The sequence below is a fragment of the Alcaligenes faecalis genome (assembly GCF_002443155.1).
Classification (GTDB): Bacteria; Pseudomonadota; Gammaproteobacteria; order Burkholderiales; family Burkholderiaceae_B; genus Alcaligenes; species Alcaligenes faecalis.
Genome location: NZ_CP023667.1, coordinates 231,994 through 254,145, shown reverse-complemented (window position 1 = coordinate 254,145; position 22,152 = coordinate 231,994). Strand labels below are relative to the sequence as shown.

Annotated in this window: 18 protein-coding genes; 12 read left to right on the top strand and 6 right to left on the bottom strand. The window is 57.5% G+C overall.

Features of this window, described 5'->3' with window-relative positions:
- Window positions 1-47: 47 nt before the first annotated feature.
- Together CPY64_RS01165 and kynU are read right to left on the bottom strand one after the other, a co-directional pair.
- Complete coding sequence (locus CPY64_RS01165; RefSeq protein WP_042482708.1) at window positions 48-1,418, bottom strand: amino acid permease; 1,371 nt, start codon at window positions 1,416-1,418, stop codon at window positions 48-50.
- Between the two features lie 35 nt (window positions 1,419-1,453).
- A complete protein-coding gene (gene kynU, locus CPY64_RS01160) occupies window positions 1,454-2,704 on the bottom strand; it encodes a kynureninase (protein ID WP_042483524.1) in 1,251 nt (416 codons plus the stop codon).
- A gap of 143 nt (window positions 2,705-2,847) precedes the next feature.
- Between kynU and CPY64_RS01155 the strand changes: the two genes are divergently transcribed.
- The gene (locus tag CPY64_RS01155; RefSeq protein WP_042482705.1) at window positions 2,848-3,309 is read left to right on the top strand and encodes an Lrp/AsnC family transcriptional regulator; all 462 of its coding nucleotides are present in this window, start codon (window positions 2,848-2,850) and stop codon (window positions 3,307-3,309) included.
- 43 nt (window positions 3,310-3,352) lie between these two features.
- Here the strand turns inward: CPY64_RS01155 and CPY64_RS01150 are convergent, their stop codons facing one another.
- The 3 genes from CPY64_RS01150 to CPY64_RS19155 all read right to left on the bottom strand — a co-directional run bounded on the left by CPY64_RS01150 (window position 3,353) and on the right by CPY64_RS19155 (window position 5,757).
- On the bottom strand, window positions 3,353-4,057 hold the full coding sequence (locus CPY64_RS01150) for a GntR family transcriptional regulator (RefSeq protein WP_042482702.1): 705 nt from the start codon (window positions 4,055-4,057) through the stop codon (window positions 3,353-3,355).
- Window positions 4,058-4,069: 12 nt separating this feature from the next.
- On the bottom strand, window positions 4,070-4,498 hold the full coding sequence (locus CPY64_RS01145) for a hypothetical protein (RefSeq protein WP_042482699.1): 429 nt from the start codon (window positions 4,496-4,498) through the stop codon (window positions 4,070-4,072).
- A 242-nt stretch (window positions 4,499-4,740) separates the two neighbouring features.
- A complete protein-coding gene (locus tag CPY64_RS19155) occupies window positions 4,741-5,757 on the bottom strand; it encodes a TetR/AcrR family transcriptional regulator (RefSeq protein ID WP_069833390.1) in 1,017 nt (338 codons plus the stop codon).
- 419 nt (window positions 5,758-6,176) lie between these two features.
- On the opposite strand from CPY64_RS19155, the gene lldP reads away from it, so the two are divergent.
- From lldP to CPY64_RS01085, 11 genes are all read left to right on the top strand, one after another.
- Window positions 6,177-7,844: an L-lactate permease gene (lldP, locus tag CPY64_RS01135; RefSeq protein WP_042482695.1), complete on the top strand. Its 1,668-nt coding sequence runs from the start codon at window positions 6,177-6,179 to the stop codon at window positions 7,842-7,844.
- Between the two features lie 79 nt (window positions 7,845-7,923).
- Window positions 7,924-8,703: a transcriptional regulator LldR gene (lldR, locus tag CPY64_RS01130; RefSeq protein WP_042482692.1), complete on the top strand. Its 780-nt coding sequence runs from the start codon at window positions 7,924-7,926 to the stop codon at window positions 8,701-8,703.
- Window positions 8,700-9,839 carry an FMN-dependent L-lactate dehydrogenase LldD gene (lldD, locus tag CPY64_RS01125; RefSeq protein ID WP_042482690.1) on the top strand — a complete coding sequence of 380 codons (1,140 nt, stop codon included), beginning with the start codon at window positions 8,700-8,702 and terminating at the stop codon, window positions 9,837-9,839. Before lldR ends, lldD begins: the two co-directional genes overlap by 4 nt.
- A 2-nt stretch (window positions 9,840-9,841) precedes the next feature.
- Complete coding sequence (dld, locus tag CPY64_RS01120) at window positions 9,842-11,563, top strand: D-lactate dehydrogenase (protein ID WP_042482687.1); 1,722 nt, start codon at window positions 9,842-9,844, stop codon at window positions 11,561-11,563.
- Window positions 11,564-11,949: 386 nt separating this feature from the next.
- A complete protein-coding gene (locus tag CPY64_RS01115; protein WP_042482684.1) occupies window positions 11,950-13,737 on the top strand; it encodes an ABC transporter ATP-binding protein in 1,788 nt (595 codons plus the stop codon).
- Entirely contained in the window at window positions 13,731-15,497 is a 1,767-nt protein-coding gene (locus tag CPY64_RS01110) for an ABC transporter ATP-binding protein (protein WP_042482681.1), read from the top strand. Before CPY64_RS01115 ends, CPY64_RS01110 begins: the two co-directional genes overlap by 7 nt.
- A complete protein-coding gene (locus CPY64_RS01105) occupies window positions 15,497-16,441 on the top strand; it encodes an ABC transporter permease (protein ID WP_042482678.1) in 945 nt (314 codons plus the stop codon). Before CPY64_RS01110 ends, CPY64_RS01105 begins: the two co-directional genes overlap by 1 nt.
- Window positions 16,438-17,379, top strand: coding sequence for an iron chelate uptake ABC transporter family permease subunit (locus CPY64_RS01100; RefSeq protein ID WP_042482675.1), 942 nt, complete (start codon window positions 16,438-16,440; stop codon window positions 17,377-17,379). The genes CPY64_RS01105 and CPY64_RS01100 overlap by 4 nt, the downstream gene beginning before the upstream one ends.
- Entirely contained in the window at window positions 17,376-18,152 is a 777-nt protein-coding gene (locus CPY64_RS01095; protein ID WP_042482672.1) for an iron ABC transporter ATP-binding protein, read from the top strand. The genes CPY64_RS01100 and CPY64_RS01095 overlap by 4 nt, the downstream gene beginning before the upstream one ends.
- The gene (locus CPY64_RS01090; RefSeq protein WP_042482669.1) at window positions 18,149-19,153 is read left to right on the top strand and encodes a siderophore ABC transporter substrate-binding protein; all 1,005 of its coding nucleotides are present in this window, start codon (window positions 18,149-18,151) and stop codon (window positions 19,151-19,153) included. Before CPY64_RS01095 ends, CPY64_RS01090 begins: the two co-directional genes overlap by 4 nt.
- Window positions 19,154-19,260: 107 nt before the next feature.
- Complete coding sequence (locus tag CPY64_RS01085) at window positions 19,261-21,513, top strand: TonB-dependent receptor (protein ID WP_042482666.1); 2,253 nt, start codon at window positions 19,261-19,263, stop codon at window positions 21,511-21,513.
- Between the two features lie 89 nt (window positions 21,514-21,602).
- Here CPY64_RS01085 and CPY64_RS01080 read toward each other — a convergent pair whose 3' ends face one another.
- Complete coding sequence (locus CPY64_RS01080; RefSeq protein WP_052362910.1) at window positions 21,603-22,100, bottom strand: GNAT family N-acetyltransferase; 498 nt, start codon at window positions 22,098-22,100, stop codon at window positions 21,603-21,605.
- Window positions 22,101-22,152 lie beyond the last annotated feature (52 nt).

Genomic DNA, 22,152 nt, shown 5'->3' with positions numbered 1-22,152 from the left:
CTGCAAAAGCAGGGGCTTTTTCCAACAGCACAGCACCGTCAAATGAGTCAGGCTGCTTTGCGTCCTCGTACAAAATAAATCACCACCAAGGCCAGCAGGAACGGCACACCAAACAGCAAGGTGTAATGGAAGATATTGATGAACCAGGTCGTCACCAAAATCGCCACAATTCCGATCAGGCCCAACAAGGTGCCAATCGGATAGGCAGGCATGCGAAAGCGCAGTTGCACACCTTCCTGAGCCACGCGGCGGCGGAAGAACAAATGGGTCAGGAAAATCATGCCCCATGTAAACAAGGCACCAAACATGGACAAGGCAATCATCACCGGAAAGGCGGTTTCCGGATTGTAGGCATACACCACCGCGGCCACGGCCACACCGCTGGCCGACAAGGCCAGGGCATTCAAGGGCACACCATTGCGAGCTACTTTACCCAGCGCCGCAGGCGCATCACCGGCACGCGACAAGCTGAACATCATGCGGGTCGAAATGTAGAGCATGCTGTTCATGGCCGACAGGGCCGCAATGATCACGATGAAGTTCAAGATGCTGTCTGCGTAAGGAATACCCACAGCCTGCATCACGGTAATGAAAGGACTGGTTGTGCCTTCCGCAACCAGCACCTGCCAAGGCACCAGCATCACGATCAGGGACAAGGACAGCAGGTAGAAAATGATCAAGCGCCAGATGGTGGCCTTGAAGGCCTGACGCACGGCCTGCTCGGGGTTTTCAGCCTCGCCCGCCGCCACCGCAATCATCTCGATACTCAGATAACTGAAGATGGAAATGATCACCCCTACCCACACCCCATACCAGCCATTGGGCATGAAGCCGCCCTGGCCGAACAGGTTTTCCTGCACCTGCGCCGGCTTGTAATAGCCCGTCAACATACCGATAGCCAGCACGATGAACGCGATGATGGCGAACACCTTGATCAAGGCAAACCAATACTCCACCGAGCCGAACGCCTTGACGCTGTAAGCATTGACCGCAATCAGCACGGCCGAGAAAAAGGCGATCCAGATCCAGGGCGAGACGTCCGGGAACCAGAACTTCATATAGTCCGCCACCGCCGTCACCTCGGTGCCCACGGCCAGGACAATGCAGGCCCAATAGCTGTAGCGCACCAGGAACCCGGCCAGCGGATGGATATAGAACTCTGCATAGGCCCCGAAGGAGCCTGATGTGGGGTGTTCCACCGTCATCTCGGCCAGGCAGCCCATCAGGACCAGAGCAATAAAGCCGCCAATCACATAACTCAGTACAACACCGGGACCGGCAAAACCAATGGCAAATTTGCTGCCCAGGAACAAGCCGGTACCGATGGCGCCCCCGATCGCAATCATGCTCATTTGGCGGGCACTCAGTTTTTTATGCAGCCCGGCTTCGCGCGATTGAATTTGCTCAAATCGGCTCATGTCTCCTCCCTATGATTATTTTTCTGTCGCCGTTATCAAGTCACCTTGGAGCGTGTTTTGTAAGCCGGCTTGTCCCATTCCTTATTCGCAAACACGGCCTTGATATGCTGCACAGCCTGCCAGATATCCACAAACGACAGGTACAAGGGCGTAATACCAAAGCGCATGACTTCAGGTTCGCGGTAGTCGCCAATCACCCCACGGGCAATCAGGGCCTGGATAGCTGCATAACCTTGCTCGTGCGCAAAGCTGACATGGCTGCCACGGTAGTGGTGATCACGCGGAGTCACCAGACGCAGGCCAAACTCTGCACATTCCTGCTCCACCAAGCTAATGAACAGGTCCGTCAGGGCCAGGGATTTACGTCGCACGGCCTGCAAATCGGTTTGCAGGAACACGTCCACACCGCAAGCAACCAGGCTCAAGGAAACAATGGGTTGGGTACCGCACAAAAAGCGCTCAATACCATTGGCCGCTTCGTACGACGGGCTCATGGCAAAGGGGTGCTTGTGCCCCCACCAGCCTGACAGAGGCTGGCTGATCTGGCCCATCAGTTCAGGATTCACCCACAGCAAGGCCGGTGCGCCCGGACCGGCATTCAGGTACTTGTAGGTGCAGCCAATCGCAAAGTCCGAACCGCTGTCTTTCAGTTCGATAGGCAAGGCACCCACCGAATGGCACAAATCCCAGATCACCAGGCCATTGTGCCCGTGCACCAGACGGTTGGTCGCCTGCATATCGTGCAAGTAACCTGTGCGATAGTTCACATGGGACAACACGACCACAGCCGTTTCATCGTTGACCGCGGTTTGCAGGTCAGCCGGATCATCAATCAGCTCCAGCCTATAGTCTTTACCGAAGAAGGCGTTAAACCCTTCAATGATGTACAGATCCGTAGGGAAAGAATCGCGCTCGGCCAGAATCACTTTCTTTTGCGGATGGCGCTCTTTTTGCAAATTGACGGCCGCGGCCAGCACCTTGAACAGGTTCACGGAGGTGCTGTCGCTGACGATGGTTTCGCCTTGGCCGGCACCAATCAACGGCGACATCTGGTCGCCCAGACGCACGGGCAAGGTCCACCAGCCTGCTTTGTTCCAGCTATTGATCAGGTCGGTGCGCCATTCCTGGCCAATCACTTCCTGGGCGCGCTCCATGGCGTGCCGGGGCATGGCGCCCAAGGAGTTTCCGTCCAGATAAATCGTATTGGGTGGCAGGTCGAACTTGGCTTTGAAGGCAGCCAGTTCATCGGCCTGATCCCACTGCTCGCATTGCTGCAAGGTAATCATGTTCATGCTCCTCGATTCTGCTTTTTACGTCATTTAGTCTAGCACCGAGGCCTTGGCAAATTATTCCAAAGCGATGAAGATTATGATTAAATCTGAAAGAAAATTCGGTTTTCAAAAAACCTTTTCATAGATAATTCTAAAATATGAGACTAGACGAGACAGACCTGAAAATCCTGCGCCTTTTGCAGGACAACGGCAGGCTCAGCAACCAGGAACTGGCTGACCTGGTGGCCCTTTCCCCCTCCTCCTGCCACCGACGGGTAAAAATTCTGGAGCAGGAAGGGCTGATCGAAAACTACAGCGCCAACTTGAGCGCCAGCAAGCTGGGCTTTGCCATTGAAGCCTTTGTGGAAGTGAATATTGCGCAGCTCAACGAGAGCGAACATCAGTACCTGAGCAAGGCGCTGGCCACCATGGATGAGGTGCTGCATGCCTACATCGTGACCGGGCAGGCCAACTACATGCTGCACATACGCACGCGCAACTTCGAGACCTTCTCCAACTTCGTGATTCACAAGCTCAACACGCTGCGCGGCGTGACCAAAATCCATTCGCAGATTGTGCTGTCCTGTATCAAGGCCAAGGGGCAACGCTTGCCTGTGTAAACCGGCATACCGGCAAGATCTGGCCTGGTGCGAAGCTCCAGGCTTAGACGTAGTTCAGTTTGAAGCGTCGCTTGAAATGCTCACTGCGCCACCAGCCCTTGCCGCTTTGCACCGGCCTGTCATCGGTATCGAACAAGTCGATACGCTGCACGATCACGGCCTGGTTTTCCTTGATCCACAGCTGCTTGGCCATCTCCGCCGAAGCGTCAGCCATGCTGATCTCTTCTTGCGCATGCTTGATGGGTACATTCAGCACGGACGTCAGCATCTCCACCATGGTGCGCGTTTCCAGAGCCTCTGCCGGAATGCGTTCGCCGATAGAGCGCAACAAGTAGTTCTCTGCAAAATAAAGCGGGACAGCTGATTTGTAGCGCACCGCTTGCAGCTTGTAGACCGGCTCATCGGACGCAAAGAACTCGGCAATCTCGGCAGGTGGTGGCACCAAAGACCAGCTGGCAATCTTGGTGGTGGTGTCTTTGCCCAGCTGCACCAGATCATTGATGGAACCCAGCTCCCACGAGCCGGTATTCTTGCGCTCCAGCACAAAGGTGCCCCGGCTGGCAAAGCGTTCAATCAAGCCGTTACGCGTCAGAATCGCCAGCCCCTGACGCACCGTAATTCGGCTAACACCAAACATCTCGCCCAATTCCGCTTCGGTAGGCAATCGATCCCCCGGTTTCAGACGTCCATCCCGAATGTAGCGGGTCAGCTTGTCGGCAAGCTGTTCATAAAGCGGCTTTGTACTCATTATCTGATTTCTTTACTCGCGTTCCAGCAAACCCTTGATCAGGAACATTTCGGCTTCGTGCACACAAGAGATTTGCTCCCATGCGGCATCGCTTTGTGTTGCCAGCCTCCAGGTCAGCAAGCTCACCACACATTTGTCCGCACCCAGCTTGAGTATTTCCCCCGGAATGACACGCGACATGTTCCGAAACTGCATGCCATCCTTGCTGGCGCCTACCTCGTAATCCACCAGGAAACGCTCGGCATCCACATTCAGGCGCACATAGGTTTCCTGACCGCTAAAAACCGATGTCCCCTTGAACAGGCCTGGCTCCACCTCGGTGCGATTGGCGCTGCCCCAGGCCCACTGACCTTGCTGGATGCCATCCGACATGATTTCAAACGCAATATGCGCGGGTCGCTCAACCAGGATGCTGCTGGAATGACAATGTGGATCTTTCACGTAGTGGCTCCTGTGGTGATTTGCCATTGTTATGACAATAAAGTCATTGTCATGCCAATGCCCGCATGAAGCTAGACGGGAAAACGCCTACGACCCGCACAACAGGATTGTTCTGATGAACCCCATCGTCAGCCACTACACAGCCAGACCCAAGAATCAACAAAGCCGCTGTGTCCTTGCAAAGACAGGCAGCGGCTTGAAAACCCGAGGTACAAGAACCTCAGGCCAACACTACGGTTTGCTTATTGCTCAGGCGACACCCATTTCTGAATAAATGTGCGCAGTTCCTCCGGACTGGACGCCACGCCACCCGGTACGCGATAGACTTTTTCCAAAGGCCCCACCATCTCCTGCAAGACAGGCAGTTGCGCAGGATCTTCGCACATCATCACCATGCCACGACAATAACGGCCAAAGCCTTCACGATGCGCTTTCAACCACAGCACCGCTTTCTTGCGCCCTTCCGGATCGCCGGGGGTAGAAGGATCAGGCAGGTTTTCGTAAACCAGTACGAATTCCTTTTCTGCCTTGATCAGGGTTTCCATATCGTCCAGCCACTGCGTGGCCTGTTCCAGGGTCAAGGGAAACTCGTGAAGCCGTGCCATGGGCAAAGCGGAAGTATCTAAAAACTGAGTGGAAACGCCGGCAGAAATCTCTTGCTCGTTCATTGCTAAAGCTCCTTGAATAAGGGCTGTCATGCCCAATTGCAATATGCTTTCCATCTCGATCTCTTCCACGACCCGCTCCACCGCCGCGCGTGGCTCACGGCCTGCGACGGCATACACGGTATCGGCAACGGCCAGACAGTGAAAGGCTACCGTGCCCATCAAGTAACGCGAGCGCTCAAACGACACGCCATACGCCTGGGCGATGTGCTCTTGATGCTCCCGAATCTTGTCCAGCATGGAAGGGGTCGCCACCAGCCTGCGTATCACATAAGGCGTGATGCCCGGATTGGCTTTCACAAAGGCTTGTGTTGCAGCACTGAACAGCTGCAAGTAATCCTCCAGGCTGCCTTGAACCGGGGTTGTCGCCCGCGGCACTTGCCAGCGGCTGAAGATCTCTTCAGCCACCAGTTGTTTCAGCCCTTCCAGATTGCCCACATGCTTGTATAGCGCCATCTGGCTGACACCCAAGGCAGCAGCCACCCCCACGAAGGTGATATTGGGCAGGCCGATCTGAATGCCGGCATCCGCAATCCGTGCTCGGGTAATGGTGGGAGGACGTCCACGTGGCGCGGACGCCTGAGGGGTTTGCATATCTACTCTGACCCTTTTGGGGAGCAGCCACACGGTCTCCTTGGCCGCTACCTCTTATTTAGTTGATGAGACTCTACAAATCAGAAACCTAGTTTACAACAACGATAATGCTTCTCAATATCGTTTTTTGCAAACTTGCCCGATACGATTTTCAAGCAGTACGACATTTCCATAAACGGGCTACAGCGTAACCCAATTTCCCTCTACGCCGACTAAATTGGTCTGACCAATTATTAATCAAAAAAGCCAATTTAGACTTGAAACATTAGGGTAAACACTGAGATTCAAGCAAATAAACCCGTGGATACAATGCGCTCTGCTCTTGACGATCTCAAGAAATGGTCAGACCAATTTAACGACCTTCAGGTTCGCTTGCAATACAAGCGCCTCCCCTTTGCTCCTGCGGAGATAGAACAAACATGCAACAAGCGTGGCTGCAGCAATACGATCCCACCGGCAATATCTGGCTGTCGGCACTGATCGCCCTCATTCCGATCATCTTTTTTTTCCTGGCCCTGACCAAGTTGCGCATGAAGGGCTATCTGGCTGGCACGATTACGGTGCTGCTGGCTCTGGGCGTTGCCCTGTTCTTCTATCGCATGCCGGTTTCCGCGGCGCTGGCCTCGGTTGTATATGGCTTTTTCTATGGTCTGTGGCCCATTGCCTGGATCATTGTGGCGGCCGTTTTTCTGTACAAGATCTCGGTCAAGACAGGTCAGTTCGACGTTATTCGCGCCTCTATCCTGTCCGTCACGCCTGACCAGCGCCTGCAGCTGATTCTGGTTGGTTTCTGCTTTGGTGCCTTCCTGGAAGGGGCGGCCGGTTTTGGCGCACCCGTCGCAATTACCGCTGCCTTGCTGGCTGGTCTGGGTTTCCGTCCCTTGTACGCTGCCGGTCTGTGCCTGATTGCAAACACGGCGCCGGTTGCTTTCGGTGCCATGGGTATTCCTATCATTGTGGCCGGTCAAGTATCGGGTATTGATCCCTTTGAAATCGGCCAGATGGCCGGTCGCCAACTGCCCTTCATGACCATCATCGTGCTGTTCTGGCTGATGGCCATCATGGACGGCTGGCGCGGTATCAAGGAAACCTGGCCTGCAGTTCTGGTCGGCGGTGGTTCCTTCGCCCTGGTTCAGTTCCTGACCGCGAACTATATTGGCCCCGAACTGCCGGACATTACCTCGGCCCTGGTTTCCCTGGTGGTGCTGACCCTGTTCCTGAAAGTATGGCAGCCCAAGCGCATCTTCCGCTTTGAGACACAAGAGGGTACGCCCGCCCAGGACAAGACTGCCGAACAGGCCCCCGCAGCACTGACCACAGGCCGCATCCTCAAAGCCTGGTCGCCCTTCATCATCCTGACCGCCATGGTCACGATCTGGAGTGTGCAGCCCTTCAAAGTGCTGTTTGCTGCCAATGGCCCGTTGGCTTCGACCATCGTGAACATTCCCGTGCCCTTCCTGCACAATCTGGTCGAAAAAGCGCCACCCGTGGTCGCCTCGGCCACGCCCTATGGCGCGGTCTACGCCTTTAACTGGCTGTCAGCTACCGGCACTGCCATTCTGATTGCCGCCTTGCTCACGATTATCTTCTTGCGCATGAAGCCCGCAAAAGCCGTCGAGACCCTGGGTGAAACCTTCAAGGAACTGGCTGTCCCTATCTATTCGATCGGTATGGTGCTGGCCTTTGCCTTTATCGCCAACTACTCTGGCCTGTCCGCCACCTTGGCGCTGGCCCTGGCCCACACCGGCAAAGCCTTCACTTTCTTCTCACCGTTCCTGGGCTGGATTGGTGTGTTCCTGACCGGTTCCGACACGTCTGCCAACGCCCTGTTCGCTGCTTTGCAAGCCACGACCGCCCAGCAGTTGGGTCTGCCTGAGGTGCTGATGGTGGCGGCCAATACCACCGGTGGCGTCACCGGCAAGATGATCTCGCCCCAATCCATTGCCATTGCTTGCGCGGCAGTGGGGCTGGCTGGCAAAGAGTCCGATCTGTTCCGCTTTACCGTGAAGCACAGCCTGATCTTTGCCGTCATGATCGGCCTGCTGACTACCCTGCAAGCCTATGTGTTACCTTGGATGATCCCCTAAGGGCCTACCCTCATCCTTCATCAGCAAGGCGCGCAGACTCGCGCCTTGCTGATTTATCTTTTCAGTACCTTCAAGAACTATGCGCCTCTCTGATCATGTCGCCCAACAACTGCTGGCGCTGATTCAATCCAGCGACTACCAGGCCGGGCAACGTCTGCCTGCCGAACGCACCTTGGCCGCACAATTGAATGTGTCTCGCGCCTCGCTGCGTGAAGCCATTCAGCAACTGACCAGCCAGGGTATTTTGCGCAGTCAGGTCGGCTCGGGCACATACCTGACCTCTCAGACTCCCCAATGGACTCAGCGCTCTGTTGATCCCTTGGCCGCACTGATGCTATCCGATCCCCAGTACCGCTACGATGTTCTGGAAGCGCGCATTGCTCTGGAGAGCAGCACCACCTGGCACGCCGCCCTGCGCGCCTCGCCCGACGACAAAGACAAGATTCTGCAGTGCTTCGAGCAAATGATTCGCTACCAGCAAAGTGGCGATACCGAGCAATCCGCCCGTGCCGATGCCCAGTTTCACCTGGCCGTTGCCGAGGCCTCTCATAACCTGGTGCTGGTTCAGGTCATGCGAGGACTGTTCGACCTGGTGCTCAGCAGCGTGACCCAGAACCGGGACATCATCATGTTTGTGCACGACTCGCCGGAAACCATCACGCATCTGACTGCGCAGCACGAGGCCCTGGTCAAAGCCATTATTGATGGCGATGCTGCCCGTGCCCGCAGCGTCGTGAACGAGCACCTTGGTTACGTACGCAACACCCTTCTTCAGGCCGACGAAGATCTTGCTCGCCGCGAACGTGCCGCGCGCTTGCAGATACTGCCCTCGACCTTAACGGACTCCGCCCTGCCATGATTATTTCCTCCTCGACCGACTACCGGCGTGCCGCCCAAAAACGACTGCCTCCTTTCCTGTTCCACTACATTGACGGTGGTGCCTATGCCGAGCACACCCTGCGCCGCAATGTGGATGATCTGGCCAATGTCGCCCTGCGCCAGCGAGTGCTGAAAGACATGAGCCAGCTGGACACCAGCATTGAACTGTTTGGTGAAAAGCTGTCCATTCCGGTGGCCCTGTCCCCGGTAGGCCTGACCGGCATGTACGCGCGTCGAGGTGAAGTTCAGGCGGCTCAGGCGGCGGATGCGCACGGCATTCCCTTCACCATGTCCAGCGTGTCGGTCTGCCCGATCGAGGAAGTGGCCCCGCGCCTGAAACGGCCCATGTGGTTTCAGCTGTATGTGCTCAAAGACCGTGGTTTCATGCGCAACGCACTGGAACGTGCGCAAGCCGCTGGCTGCAGCGCCCTGGTCTTTACGGTGGACATGCCCGTACCCGGCGCGCGTTACCGTGATGCCCATTCCGGCATGAGCGGCCCCAACGCCGCCCTGCGCCGCTATGCCCAGGCTGTCATGCACCCGCGCTGGGCCTGGGATGTCGGTCTGCTGGGCCGTCCGCATGATCTGGGCAATATCTCGCGCTACCTGGGCAAGCCAACCGGCCTGGAAGACTATATGGGCTATCTGGGCGCGAACTTTGACCCCTCCATTTCCTGGAAAGATCTGGAGTGGATACGCGAGTTCTGGAAAGGCCCCATGCTGATCAAAGGCATTCTGGACCCCGATGACGCGCGCGATGCCGTGCGCTTTGGTGCCGATGGCATCATCGTCTCCAACCACGGTGGCCGCCAGCTGGATGGCGTCCTGTCCTCGGCCCGTGCCCTGCCCGCCATTGCCGATGCCGTCAAAGGCCAGATCAAGATTCTGGCGGACTCCGGTATCCGCAGCGGCCTGGACGTGGTGCGCATGATTGCCCTGGGTGCCGACGCTGCCATGCTGGGCCGCGCCTACATTTATGCACTGGCCGCCGCCGGACAGTCTGGCGTGGACCACCTGCTGGACCTGATTGAAAAAGAAATTCGGGTCGCCATGACGCTGACCAGCGTCAGCAGTATTTCCCAGATCACCTCTGACCTGCTTGTACAGGAGTCTTGACCATGTCAGTTTCCACCAGCGCTGCGGATTTGTTGCAGCAACTGCGCTCGATTGTCGGCAACCCTCATGTCCTGACGGACGACCGCAGCACGCGTCGTTACCGCAAGGGCCACCGTACGGGTGAAGGCAAGGTGCTGGCCGTCGTACGGCCCGGAACGCTGCTGGAACAATGGCGCAGCCTGCAAGCCGCTGTCGCTGCCGATTGCATCGTGATCATGCAAGCCGCCAACACCGGCCTGACGGGTGGCTCCACCCCCGACGGTGACGACTACGACCGTGACATCGTGCTGATGAACACCATGCGTCTGCAAGGCATACAGGTCATCAACGATGGCGAGCAGGTTGTCTGCCTGCCCGGTGCCACGCTGGACCGTCTGGAACAGACCCTGGCCCCGCTGGAGCGTGAACCCCATTCGGTAATTGGCTCCTCGTGTATCGGCGCGTCTGTGCTGGGCGGTGTCTGCAACAACTCCGGCGGTGCACTGGTGCGACGCGGCCCGGCCTACACGGAATTGACGCTGTACGCGCAAGTGCTGGACGATGGCACCCTGCAACTGGTCAATCACCTGGGCATCAATCTGGGGGATACCCCCGAAGAAATTCTGAGCCGCCTGGAGCAAGGCAAGTACAGTGTGGCGGATATCGTCAACGACCCGGAACGCAAGGCCAGCGACCCGCGCTACGCCGAAGATGTGCGCGACGTGGATGCCCAGACCCCGGCCCGTTTCAATGCCGACCCTTCACGCCTGTATGAAGCCTCCGGCTCGGCAGGCAAGCTGTGCATTTTTGCCGTGCGTCTGGATACCTTCCCCAAAGAAGCCAGTACCGTTTTCTACATCGGCACCAATGACCCGGATGAGCTGACTGCCGTGCGCCGCCACCTGCTGACGGATCTGCCCCGCCTGCCGATTGCGGGTGAGTACATCCACCGTACCGCCTACGATATTGGCGAGCAGTACGGCAAAGACACCTTCTTGCTGATCGACCGTTTTGGTACGGCTAAAGTGCCGTCCGCCTTTGCAATGAAAAGCCGTGTCGATGGCTTTTTTGAACGCTTTGGCTGGCGTGGCGTCACCGATCGCGTCATCCAGGCAATCATGAACCGCCTGCCCAGTCACCTGCCGCCGCGTATGCGTGAATGGCGTGACCGTTTCGAGCACCACCTGTTGCTGCGTGTCTCCAACGACACCGCCCAGGCCACGCGCGAATTTCTAAGTCAGCAATTTGAAGGCAGCCAGCAAGGGGCCTATTTCGAGTGCGATGCCGAAGAAGGCCGCAAAGCCTTTCTGCACCGCTTTGCCATTGCTGGTGCCGCCATCCGCTACCGCGAGGCCCACCCCGACAGCGTGGAAGATATTGTGGCTCTGGACATTGCCTTGCGCCGCAACGACAAGGAATGGGTGGAGCAACTGCCGGACGATATGGAAAAAGACATCGTCCACAAGCTCTACTACGGCCACTTCCTGTGCCACGTGTTCCACCAGGACTACATCGTCAAAAAAGGCGTGGTTCCTCTGGATATGGAACACCGCATGTGGAAGCTGCTGGATGAACGCCGTGCCGAGTACCCGGCCGAGCACAATGTAGGCCACCTGTATATCGCCAAACCTGCCCTGGCCGGTTTTTACCGCGAGCTGGACCCGACCAACACCTTCAACCCTGGTATCGGCCACACTTCGCGCCGCAAATGGTGGAGTGTGTGCTGCGGCGGCAAGCACGACTAAAAACCGCCTCTTCTTGAAAGCACTCACAGGCTGCACGCCATTCCTTTGCTTGCAGCGCAACCTCGTCCTTCCATAAACCTCGCTTCATGCAAACCAGCAGGCCCTCCAAGTTTGACTTGGCGGGCCTGTTTTTTTTGCGTGCTGTGACAGCCACAACACAAAACTATTCTGTCGCTTTTCCTATTTAGTTTAATAGGTTCCACTAATTCAAAATTTAGATTACATTATCGATAATGATTCTCAATACCTTATAGTGAAGAGCCGATTTCCACGGCTTTTGGATAAGCAATGAAGGTGTCGGATCTGAGCCGCCACCCACCTAGACACTCATCCACACCCCGCAGAAATCATGTCTCTTACTTTGAATTTCTGGGTATGTAACGCTCATGACCACTCGTGAAACTGCTACGGACGCGCGTAAAGAGCCTGGCCCCATCAGCCAGATCCTCAGCTCCATACGCTCGCGCCTGATTGTTGCCGCCGTTCTGGCGGCTTTGGGTTCCATGCTTACCCTGGTGCCCTTGGCCGGAATCGCCCACATCGCCACGCTGGCTTTAGGCAATACCCCGTCTGGCGAACTGCAAGGCGATATAGGCTGGACGGTGCTGTTCAGCATCGTCAGCATGTTTGCAGGCCTGGCCCTGATCTCGGCAGGCGAGCTGCTGGCCCATCTGGCCGACAACCAACTGACACGCGGCCTGCGTCTGAGCGCTGCCCAACGATTGGCCAAAGTGCCGCTGGGCTGGTTTACCGGCCAGGCTTCAGGCGAAGTGAAACAAGCCATGCAGGATGACATCGCCACCCTGCACAGCCTGACCGCGCACTTTTACACCTCGGTAGGCCGCGCCCTTGGTGCCATTGCGATCTCCGTGCTGTACCTGTTTTTCATGGACTGGCGCATGGCCATTGTGGCGTTGCTGCCCTTCCCCGGCTTCTTCCTGTTCCTGCACCACGCCATGAAGGCCAGCAGCGCCAATATGCAGGGCTTTGTTGAAAAACTGGGCCGCCTGAACAGTGCCACGGTGGAATTTGTCAGCGGCATTCCTGTGGTCAAAGCCTTTGGTTCCAGCGGGCAGGCACATGGCGGCTATAGCAAGGCCGTGGACGGCTTTGCCGACGCCTTTCTGAACTTTGCCCGCCCGCTGGTCGCCCGCATGGCCCACGCACACGCCATGATCGCCCCTGTCACCGTTCTGGGTGTCGTGCTGATCTTCGGTGCCCTGTTCAGCTATCTGGACTGGATGGCGCCCGTAGATATTCTGCCCTTCGCCCTGGTAGCCCCCGGTATTTGTGCACCTCTGCTTTTGCTGCACACCTTGCTGCACGACCTGGGCGGGGCAACAGGTGCCGCGCAGCACGTGCAAGCCTTGATGAAAACACCCGTGCTGGAAACGCTGACCGTCGATCAGCAACAAGTCCCGGCAAATCAGGAAGTGCGGGTCGAAAACGTCAGCTATGCCTATGGCGAAGGCCACCAGGCACTGAGCAATATCAGCTTCACCCTGGAACCGGGCACGGTCACCGCAATTGTGGGTTCCTCCGGTTCTGGCAAATCCACCATCGCTCGCCTGCTATTGCGCTTTTTTGATCCCAGCGAAGGCCGTATCACCCTGGGCGGTGCAGATCTGCGCCAAATCGAATCCACTGAGTTGTACCGCCGCATTGGTTTTGTGCTGCAGGAAGTGCGCCTGATCAATGCCAGCGTGCGCGAGAACATTGCGCTGGGCCGCCCCTCGGCCAGTCAGCAAGAGATTGAAGACGCCGCCCGCGCCGCCAATATTCATGACCGTATCTTGAGCCTGCCTCATGGCTACGACTCTGTCGTGGGTGAAGATGCCCAACTATCCGGTGGCGAACGGCAACGCGTCAGCATTGCACGCGCTGTTCTGCTGGACCCGCCGATTCTGGTGCTGGACGAAGCCACCGCCGCTGCCGACGCCAGCAATGAAGTGGCCATTCAGGATGCCCTTTCGCGCTTTGCCCAAGGTCGTACCTTGCTGGTCATTGCTCACCGTCTGGACACCATCATGCACGCCGACCGCATTCTGGTACTGGAAAACGGCGCCATTGTGGAGCAAGGCAATCACGCCAGCCTGCTGGCCGAACAAGGCCGTTACGCACGGCTCTGGACCCTGGGTGGCTACGACAACAGTTCCAAGGACACATCATGCTAAAGACCCTGATTCAGTTGCTGGGTACGGATGCCCCCATTTTCCGTCGCTATAGCTGGATGGCTGTTCTATACGGCCTGCTGTGCGGCCTGACCATGACCACCCTGGTCCCCGTTTTCACTCACCTGCTCAATGGCGAACCCAAACAGGCGGGCGGCTGGCTGCTGGTCTTGCTGCTAGGCGTGGCTGTTTGCTGGGCATGGCGTCGCCATGTGGAGCAAGCCGGTGTGAATGTGGGCGCCGCCATCCTGCAAGGTGGCCGTCATCGTCTGGGCGAACATATCGCCCAACTGCCGGTAGGCTGGTTCTCCGCCCAAAACACGGCGCGCCTGGGCCATGTCGTCACCCAAGGCATGATGTCTGTGGCCCAATTGCCAGCGCACGTTTTCACCCCGCTGATCGCCGGGATTGTGACGCCTATCGTGCTGGTTGTGGCCTTATTCATTTTGCATTGGCCGCTGGGCCTGATTGCCCTGATCGTGCTGCCTTTGCTGGCCGCTGTGCTGGCCCTGACCGCCCATTTGGGACGCAAGGCCGATGATGCCTTCCAGGCTCATTTCGCCCATGCCAGCCAGCGTGTGGTGGAGTTTGCCCAAGCCCAATCCGTGCTGCGTGCTTTCAATGGCGAAGGTGGTGGTACACGCCTGCTGGAAGAAGCGATCGAGCGCCAGCATCAGGCAGGCAAGAAACTGATCTGGCAATCCACGGCCTCGGCGGTGCTGAATGCCTGGGCAGTGCAAGCAGCCTTCGCTGCCTTGCTGATTGTCGCCACGCTTTGGCTAAACAGCCATACGGGCCTGGGCATGAGCAGTGCAGAAGTCATCGCCGTCATCGTGTCCTTGCTGCTGACCGCACGCTACATCGACTCTTTGCTGGAAGTGGCCAGCTACGGGGAAGTGCTGCGCGGTGCACGCGGCCAGCTGGATGCAATTCAGGAACTGTTTGCCGTCCAGCCCCTGCCCGAACCCGCCTCGCCCCAAACCCCAAGCGACGGCTCGATTGCGCTGAACAATGTGCATTTCCGCTATGCCGCCGACAAAGCCGATGTACTGAACGACGTCAGCCTGCACATTGCGGCAGGCAGCATGGTGGCCCTGATCGGGGAGTCCGGCTCGGGCAAAACTACCCTGGCCCGGCTGATTGCCCGCTTCTTTGATGTCAACCAGGGTAGTGTCTTCATCGGTGGCGTGGACGTACGCCAGATCAGCAGCCCGGTATTAGCTACGCAAATCAGCCAGATTTTCCAGGACGATTATCTGTTCGCAGGCAGCATTGCCGAGAACATCCGCCTGGGCAAACCGGATGCAACCGAGGCCGAACTGATGGAAGCGGTGGAACAAGCCGGTGTCAACGAAATCATCGCCCGTCTGCCAGAAGGTTTGCACACCACGGTAGGCGAAGGCGGGGCCCGCCTGTCCGGTGGCGAGCGTCAACGTATCGCCATTGCCCGCGCCCTGATCAAGAACGCCCCCATTTTGCTGGTGGACGAAGCCACTGCCGCACTGGATGCCGAAAACCAGGCTGCCATTGCCCAGGCCCTGGCTCGTCTGCGTGGCAAGCGCACCCTGATCGTGATTGCCCACCAGCTCTCTACCGTCGCCATGGCCGATCAAATTGTGGTGCTGGAAAACGGTCAGATCATCGAACAAGGCCCACCGGCCCAACTACGCGAAAGCCAGGGCCGTTATGCCCACTTCCTGAACCAGCGTCATGCCGCCAAAGGCTGGCGTATTGCCACCGCAGCCCAAGATAACGGTGTGTGATGCGAGCTAGATCTTTTGTGCTGTTGTTCCTGATGTTGTGCAGCCTGTCCTTGTTGATAGGCGCACGGCAAATCAGCTGGGCACAGTTATGGAGCTTTTCAGGCGATGCCTGGCTGACACTGACCGCCAGCCGACTGCCCCGTCTGGCGGCGCTGATCTTGAGCGGCATAGGCCTGTCCGTCTGCGGGGTGATCTTGCAGCACATTGTGCGCAATAAATTTGTGGAGCCAGCCACCTCGGGCGGGCTGGATGCCGCCAAGCTGGGCATTCTGATCGCCCTGACTCTGGCTCCCAGCAGCGGCACTCTGGGCAAGCTGCTGTTTGCCCTCTTGTTCTGCTTTGCCTCCAGCCTGATCTTCATCGCCGTGGTGCGCCGTATCCGCTTCAAGAACACCGTGCTGGTGCCGGTGATTGGTCTGATGTACGGCGGCGTGCTCAGCGCGATTGCCGAGTTTTATGCCTATCAGCACCAGATTTTGCAAAGTATGCAGGGCTGGATGCTGGGCGACTTCTCCAAGATCGTGCAGGGCAATTACGAGATCATTTATCTGATTCTGCCCATTGTGCTGCTCACCTATCTGTACGCGCATCGCTTTACCGTTCTGGGCATGGGCGAAGGCATGGCCACCAGCCTGGGGCTGAACTATTCAGCCACCGTCGCCCTGGGCTTGATACTGGTCGCGGTTACCGTCTCGGCCACTGTCATTACCGTAGGGGCCATTCCCTTTATTGGTCTGGTCATCCCCAATCTGGTGGCGCTGCGCTATGGCGACAACCTGGGCCGTACCTTGCCCATTGTGGCGCTGGGCGGTGCCTGCCTGCTGCTGGCTTGCGACATTCTGGGCCGCCTCATTATCTACCCGTTTGAAGTCCCCATCGGCCTGACCGCCGGTGGCGTGGGTGGCGTGCTGTTTCTGTTCCTGATCTTCTGGAGGAACCGATGAAACGGCAACATCTGGTCTGGATACTACTGCTGGTGCTGGCACTGAGCTTTGTGTTCTATCGCTCCGGCCTGGACTTCGACTACATCATCCCCAAACGCCTGAACCGCTTGGCAGCCATGGTCATTGGCGGCATCTGCATTGCCTGGTCCTCGATTATTTTCCAGACCATTACCGGCAACCGGATTCTGACGCCCGCCATCATGGGATACGAAGCGGTTTACCTGCTGTTCCAGTCCCTGCTGATCTTGCTCTTGGGTACACAAAGCCTGGTGATGCTGGGGGCCAATGGCAATGTGGTGCTGTCCATTGTGCTGATGCTGGCTTACTCACTGGCAATCCATCACTGGCTGTTTCGCCAGGGCAAGAACAATGTGTACTTCCTGCTGTTGATGGGGCTGGTACTGACCATGATCATCAGCACCTTCACCCAGTTTGTGCAGCTGAAAATCAGCCCCGGCGAGTTCTCCATTCTGCTGGGCTTCAGCCAGGCGTCCTTTAACCGGGTCGAGCCTTTGCAACTGCTGATTTCCGCGATTCTGGTGGGTGGCATTTGCCTGGGCAGCCTGCGCAGCTTGCCCACGCTGGACGTGCTGTCTCTGGGCCGCGAGCAAGCCATTTCTTTGGGGGTCGATTACCGCCGTACCGTGCGCATCCAGCTGGCCCTGATTGCTGCCCTGGTCGCCATTTCCACCAGCCTGCTCGGGCCCACTGCCTTCATGGGAATTTTCGTGGCCAACACCAGCTATGCGCTGGCCCGCAGCTTCCGACACAGAATCACGCTGCCCCTGGGCTGCGCCATTGCCATCGTCATGTTTTTACTGGCGCAAATAGCGGTGGAACACATTTTCAATTACCGCACGACCGTCGGGATACTCGTCAACCTGGTGTGTGGCGCGTACTTCCTGGGACTGATGGTTCGTACCCGAGGCACAGCATGATTACGATCAATCAGCTCTCCAAACACTACAAGAACAAGACCGTGCTTTCCAATGTCAGCACGCAGTTTCCTACCGGACAGCTCAGCTCCCTGATCGGCCCCAATGGGGCCGGTAAAACCACCTTATTGATGAGCATTGCCCGCCTGCTGGAAGCCGACGAAGGCCAAATCCAGCTGGACGGCCGCAACATTGCCGACATACGCATTGCCGACTATGCACGCCGGGTTGCCACCCTACGCCAATCTCCTGATTTCAATCTGCGCCTGACCGTAGAAGAACTGGTCGCTTTTGGTCGCTTCCCCTATAGCCGGGGCGCGCTGACGGATGCAGACCAACAAGCCATCTCCGAAGCTATTCAGTTTCTATCGCTGGAACCCTTGCGCCAGTCCTATCTGGACGAGCTGAGCGGCGGCCAGCGACAGATGGCTTTTCTGGCCATGACCATTGCCCAGCAAACGGATTATTTGCTGCTGGACGAGCCGCTGAACAATCTGGACATCAAGCACGCCGTGCAGATCATGCGCGCCTTGCGACGGCTCTGTGACGAGTACGGCCGCACCGTGATTCTGGTGGTGCATGACATCAACTTTGCCGCCAACTATTCCGATCACATTGTGGCCATGAAAAACGGGGCCCTGTACTGCGCAGGCCCGGTGTCCGAGGTCGTCACCGAAGCACGGCTGGCCGAACTTTATGGCCTGGATTTCGAGATTACGCACAGCGAACGTGGCCGCCTGTGCAATTACTTCACCCCATCAGGAGAACTAGCATGATCGCCAAACACAGATACGGGCTGATAGCCCTGTTTGTGGCCGCCAGCTTTGCCTTGCAAGGCTGCGAGAAAAAGAGCCAGGCAGCGGCGGAAACTCCGGCACCGCAAGCCGCCGTCAACCCTGAAACCAGTGCCCGCTATGAACCCATCGTGGTCGAGCACAAACTGGGCTCCACGCGCATAGAAAAACTGCCGCAACGCGTCGTAGCGCTGGACATGAACGAAGTGGATTTTCTGGATGCCTTGGGAGTCCCGGTTGTAGGCATGCCCAAAGACTTCATCCCGACCTTTCTGGAAAAATATAAAAACGTCCCTGAAATCCAGGACACCGGCGCGATTGTGCAGCCCAATGTGGAGCAGGTTTACGCCGCCAAGCCGGACCTGATTCTGATCACCTCCTTGCAAGCCAATCACTACAAGGAACTCAGCCAGATCGCCCCCACCATTCACTTTGATGTGGATTACCGCGACAGCCAGGTCAACCACATTGAAGTCATCAAGAATCACCTGCTGACTCTGGGCTCGATTTTCAAGAAAGAAGAGCTGGCCAAACAAAAAGTGGCCGAGCTGGAGGCCAAAGTCGCCCAAGCCAAACAAATCACCCAGGATCGTCCCGAAAAAGCCCTGATTGTTCTGCATAACAACGGCTCGTTCAGCTCCTTCGGGGTGCAGTCCCGCTACGGTTTTGTCTTCAATGCGCTAGGCGTACAGCCTGCCAGCCCAACGGTAGAAACCGGCCTGCACGGACACCCTGTGTCCAGCGAGTTCATCCAGGAAGCCAACCCGGACATTATTTACGTGATCGACCGCACTGCCGTGATGGAGCGCCGCCCTGCCCTGGATGCCGACAGCCTGAGCAACCCGCTGCTGCGTGAAACCCAAGCCTGGAAAAACGGCCGCGTGGTGTTTGCCAATGCCGAAGCCTGGTATGTGACGGCTGCCAGTGTCACCTCGCTCAAGCTGATTATTGATGATGTGCTCAAGGCCTACCAACACCCATGACCTGAAGGTTTTTACACGGGTAAATAGAGAGTAACGCGACTCAATCCAATTTCTATTTGCCTTAATCAAAGCAAAAGAAACACCCCCGCTACATAAAGGAAACTGGCATGTACACACCACGCCACAATGGGACGTTTGCGCCCTCGATACGTAAAAGCGGCAGTTCCAGCCGCTCCGGCTTTGCCCTGAATCGTACCTTCAGTGCCGTACAAATGGCGCTACTACTGGGTTTGGGAGCCAGCGCGCTGGCCTTGATGGCCTCGCCAGCACAGGCACAGAACCGTACGGCTGCCCAGGCCGATGAAGTCGTCACCTTGCCGTCCGTGACTGTCAAAGGTCAGCGCGACAAGACCGTCGAGAGCTACGCTGGCGGACAAGTCGCTACCGGCGGACGCGTCGGTTTGCTGGGCACCAAAGACTTCATGGAAACGCCCTTCAACACCATCAGCTACACCGAGCAATACATAGCCGATCAGCAGGCGCGTGACATCAGCGAAGTGATCGCCAAAACCGATCCCAGCGTGTTCATGAGCGGCATTGCGGGCGAGAGCAACGAGAGCTACTCCATCCGCGGCTTCCGCTCCGATGTGGGTGATGTCACCGTCAACGGCCTGGCCGGGATGGGCGGTTACTACCGCAACTCGCCCGAAGCCTACGAGCGCGTCGAAGTGCTGAAAGGCCCCTCCGCCCTGCTGAACGGCATGCCACCCAAAGGCTCGGCAGGCGGTGCGGTAAACCTGGTCACAAAACGCGCGGACGACGATCCCCTGTTCCGCGTCACAGGCAGCTATATGTCCGACTCGCACTTTGGCGGCCACGTGGATCTGGGCCGTCGCTTTGGCGAGGACAAGCAGTTCGGTATACGCCTGAACACGGCCTACCGGGATGGCGAAATTGCCGTCAAAGACCAGGACAAGAAAATTACCCAGACCTCTCTGGGTCTGGACTGGCGTGGTGAACGGGTGCGTTTGTCTGCCGACCTGTTTCACAGCAAAGACCGTGCCTACGGTCTGACACGTGGCCTGACGTTGGACCCCGGTGTAGAACTGCCCAAACCACCCAAACCCGATGTGTCATGGAACCCGCCCTGGGCGTTTTATGACACCACCGACAAAGGCGCCATGATCCGGGGCGAATTCGACCTGAACGATCAATTCACTGCCTATGCCGCCGCCGGTATCAGCCGCACCAAATTCAGATCCAATATGGGCGCTGGTCAGGTGATCAATAACGCAGGCGACTTCAAGATCAACTTCAGCGGCGTGGCCGATGAAATGCGGCGCAAAACTGCTGAAGTGGGTCTGATGGGCAAGCTGCAAACCGGCCCCGTCAGCCACCAATTTGCCATCAACGCCACGCAGTACAACGAGGACTACGACCTGAGCGGCTTCCGTAATCTGTTGCCCAGCGCATGGGTGACCAATATCTACGACCCGGTCTGGGGCCCGGAGCCATCCTTGCCGAACAATATTCCCCTGATCAGCACCACTAAAACCCGCTTGAAGAGCATCGGCTTTGCTGACACCCTTTCCTTTGCCGACGACCGCGTGCAAGTGACACTAGGCGCACGCCGTCAACAAGTGATCAACGAAAGCTTTAACGGCACCACCGGCCAGCGCACAGGCGAGCGCTACAAGGAAAGCGCAACCACTCCCGCCGTCGCCTTCCTGGTCAAAGCCACTGATCAGGTCTCGGTCTACGCCAACTACATCGAAGGCTTATCGCAAGGCGCGATTGCCCCCAACACAGCCGCCAATGCAGGCCAGGTCTTTGCTCCCTACAAGACCAAACAGAAGGAGGTGGGCCTGAAGCTGGATTTGGGTGACTTTGCCCACACCCTGGCCTTGTACGAAATCAAACGCCCCAGCAGCTATACCGACCCATTCACCAACGTATTCTCCTTTGGTGGCGAGCAGCGCAACCGAGGCATTGAATGGGGCTTTTTCGGCTCCCCCCTGGAAGGCGTGCGCTTGATGGGTGGCGTGGCTTACTCCAACCCGGAAGTCACCAAAGCTGCCAATCCGGCTGAAGAAGGCCGCCAGGCCACCGGCCTGCCCAAGTGGCAAGCCAAGCTGGGCGTGGAATGGGATATACCCAACTTGCAGGGTTTGACCGTGATGGCCAATGCCACCACCTCATCCAAGCAATACCTGAGCGCAGACAACTCCCTATCCATCCCTGGCCATACCGTGTTTGATCTGGGCGCGCGCTATCGCACCAAGATCTCCGGCCGCCCGCTGACCTTGCGGGCCACGGTGAATAACGTGGCGAACAAGGCTTACTGGGCCAAACCGCACTTCACCAGCCTGGCTGTGGGTGCACCACGTACCTTCATGCTGTCGGCAACAATGGATTTCTAAGCTGAAAACCTGTGTGTGATGAAAGGGCCTTGCTGCGCGATAACAGCGCAAGCAAGGCCTTTTTCTTTGCAGAAGAAGAGGCTAAGTCTCTAATCCAGCAAACACAGCAGATGGATATCTTCCGGGTCCAGCTCGAACAAACGGGGATCAGGCTCTGGCGCGATTTCAAAACCATGCGCCAGGTAGAAATCCACCGTGTTCACCGAAGGCGTGGCCGAGGCATAGACCGCCTTCGCGCCCCATTCCACAGTTTGTTTCTTGGCCTGATCCAGCAGCCATACGCCCATGCCCTGCCCTCGCAAGGACTGGCTCACATGCAGGAAAAATAGCTGACGCCAATCTCCCTGTGGCCCCAAGGGCAGGCTGTCCAAACCCACGGCAGCCAGCAAGGTATCACCCTTGAATACACCCATGAACCAGGAGCCGCGATGAAAGGCGTCCTCATGTTCAGGGTGATATTTCTCCGGGTCGCCTTCCGGCCAGCCGCGCAGATCAATATCAGCCGCTTGCCTGTGCAACACGCCATCACGCAGCTCGTACAAACCGTCGATCCGCTCGCTGCGGTCTATGGACCACAGCAGGTTCAATTCAGATTCTTGAAGGGGACGAAACGTGCAGCCGTCAGGCAGGGAAAGGGAG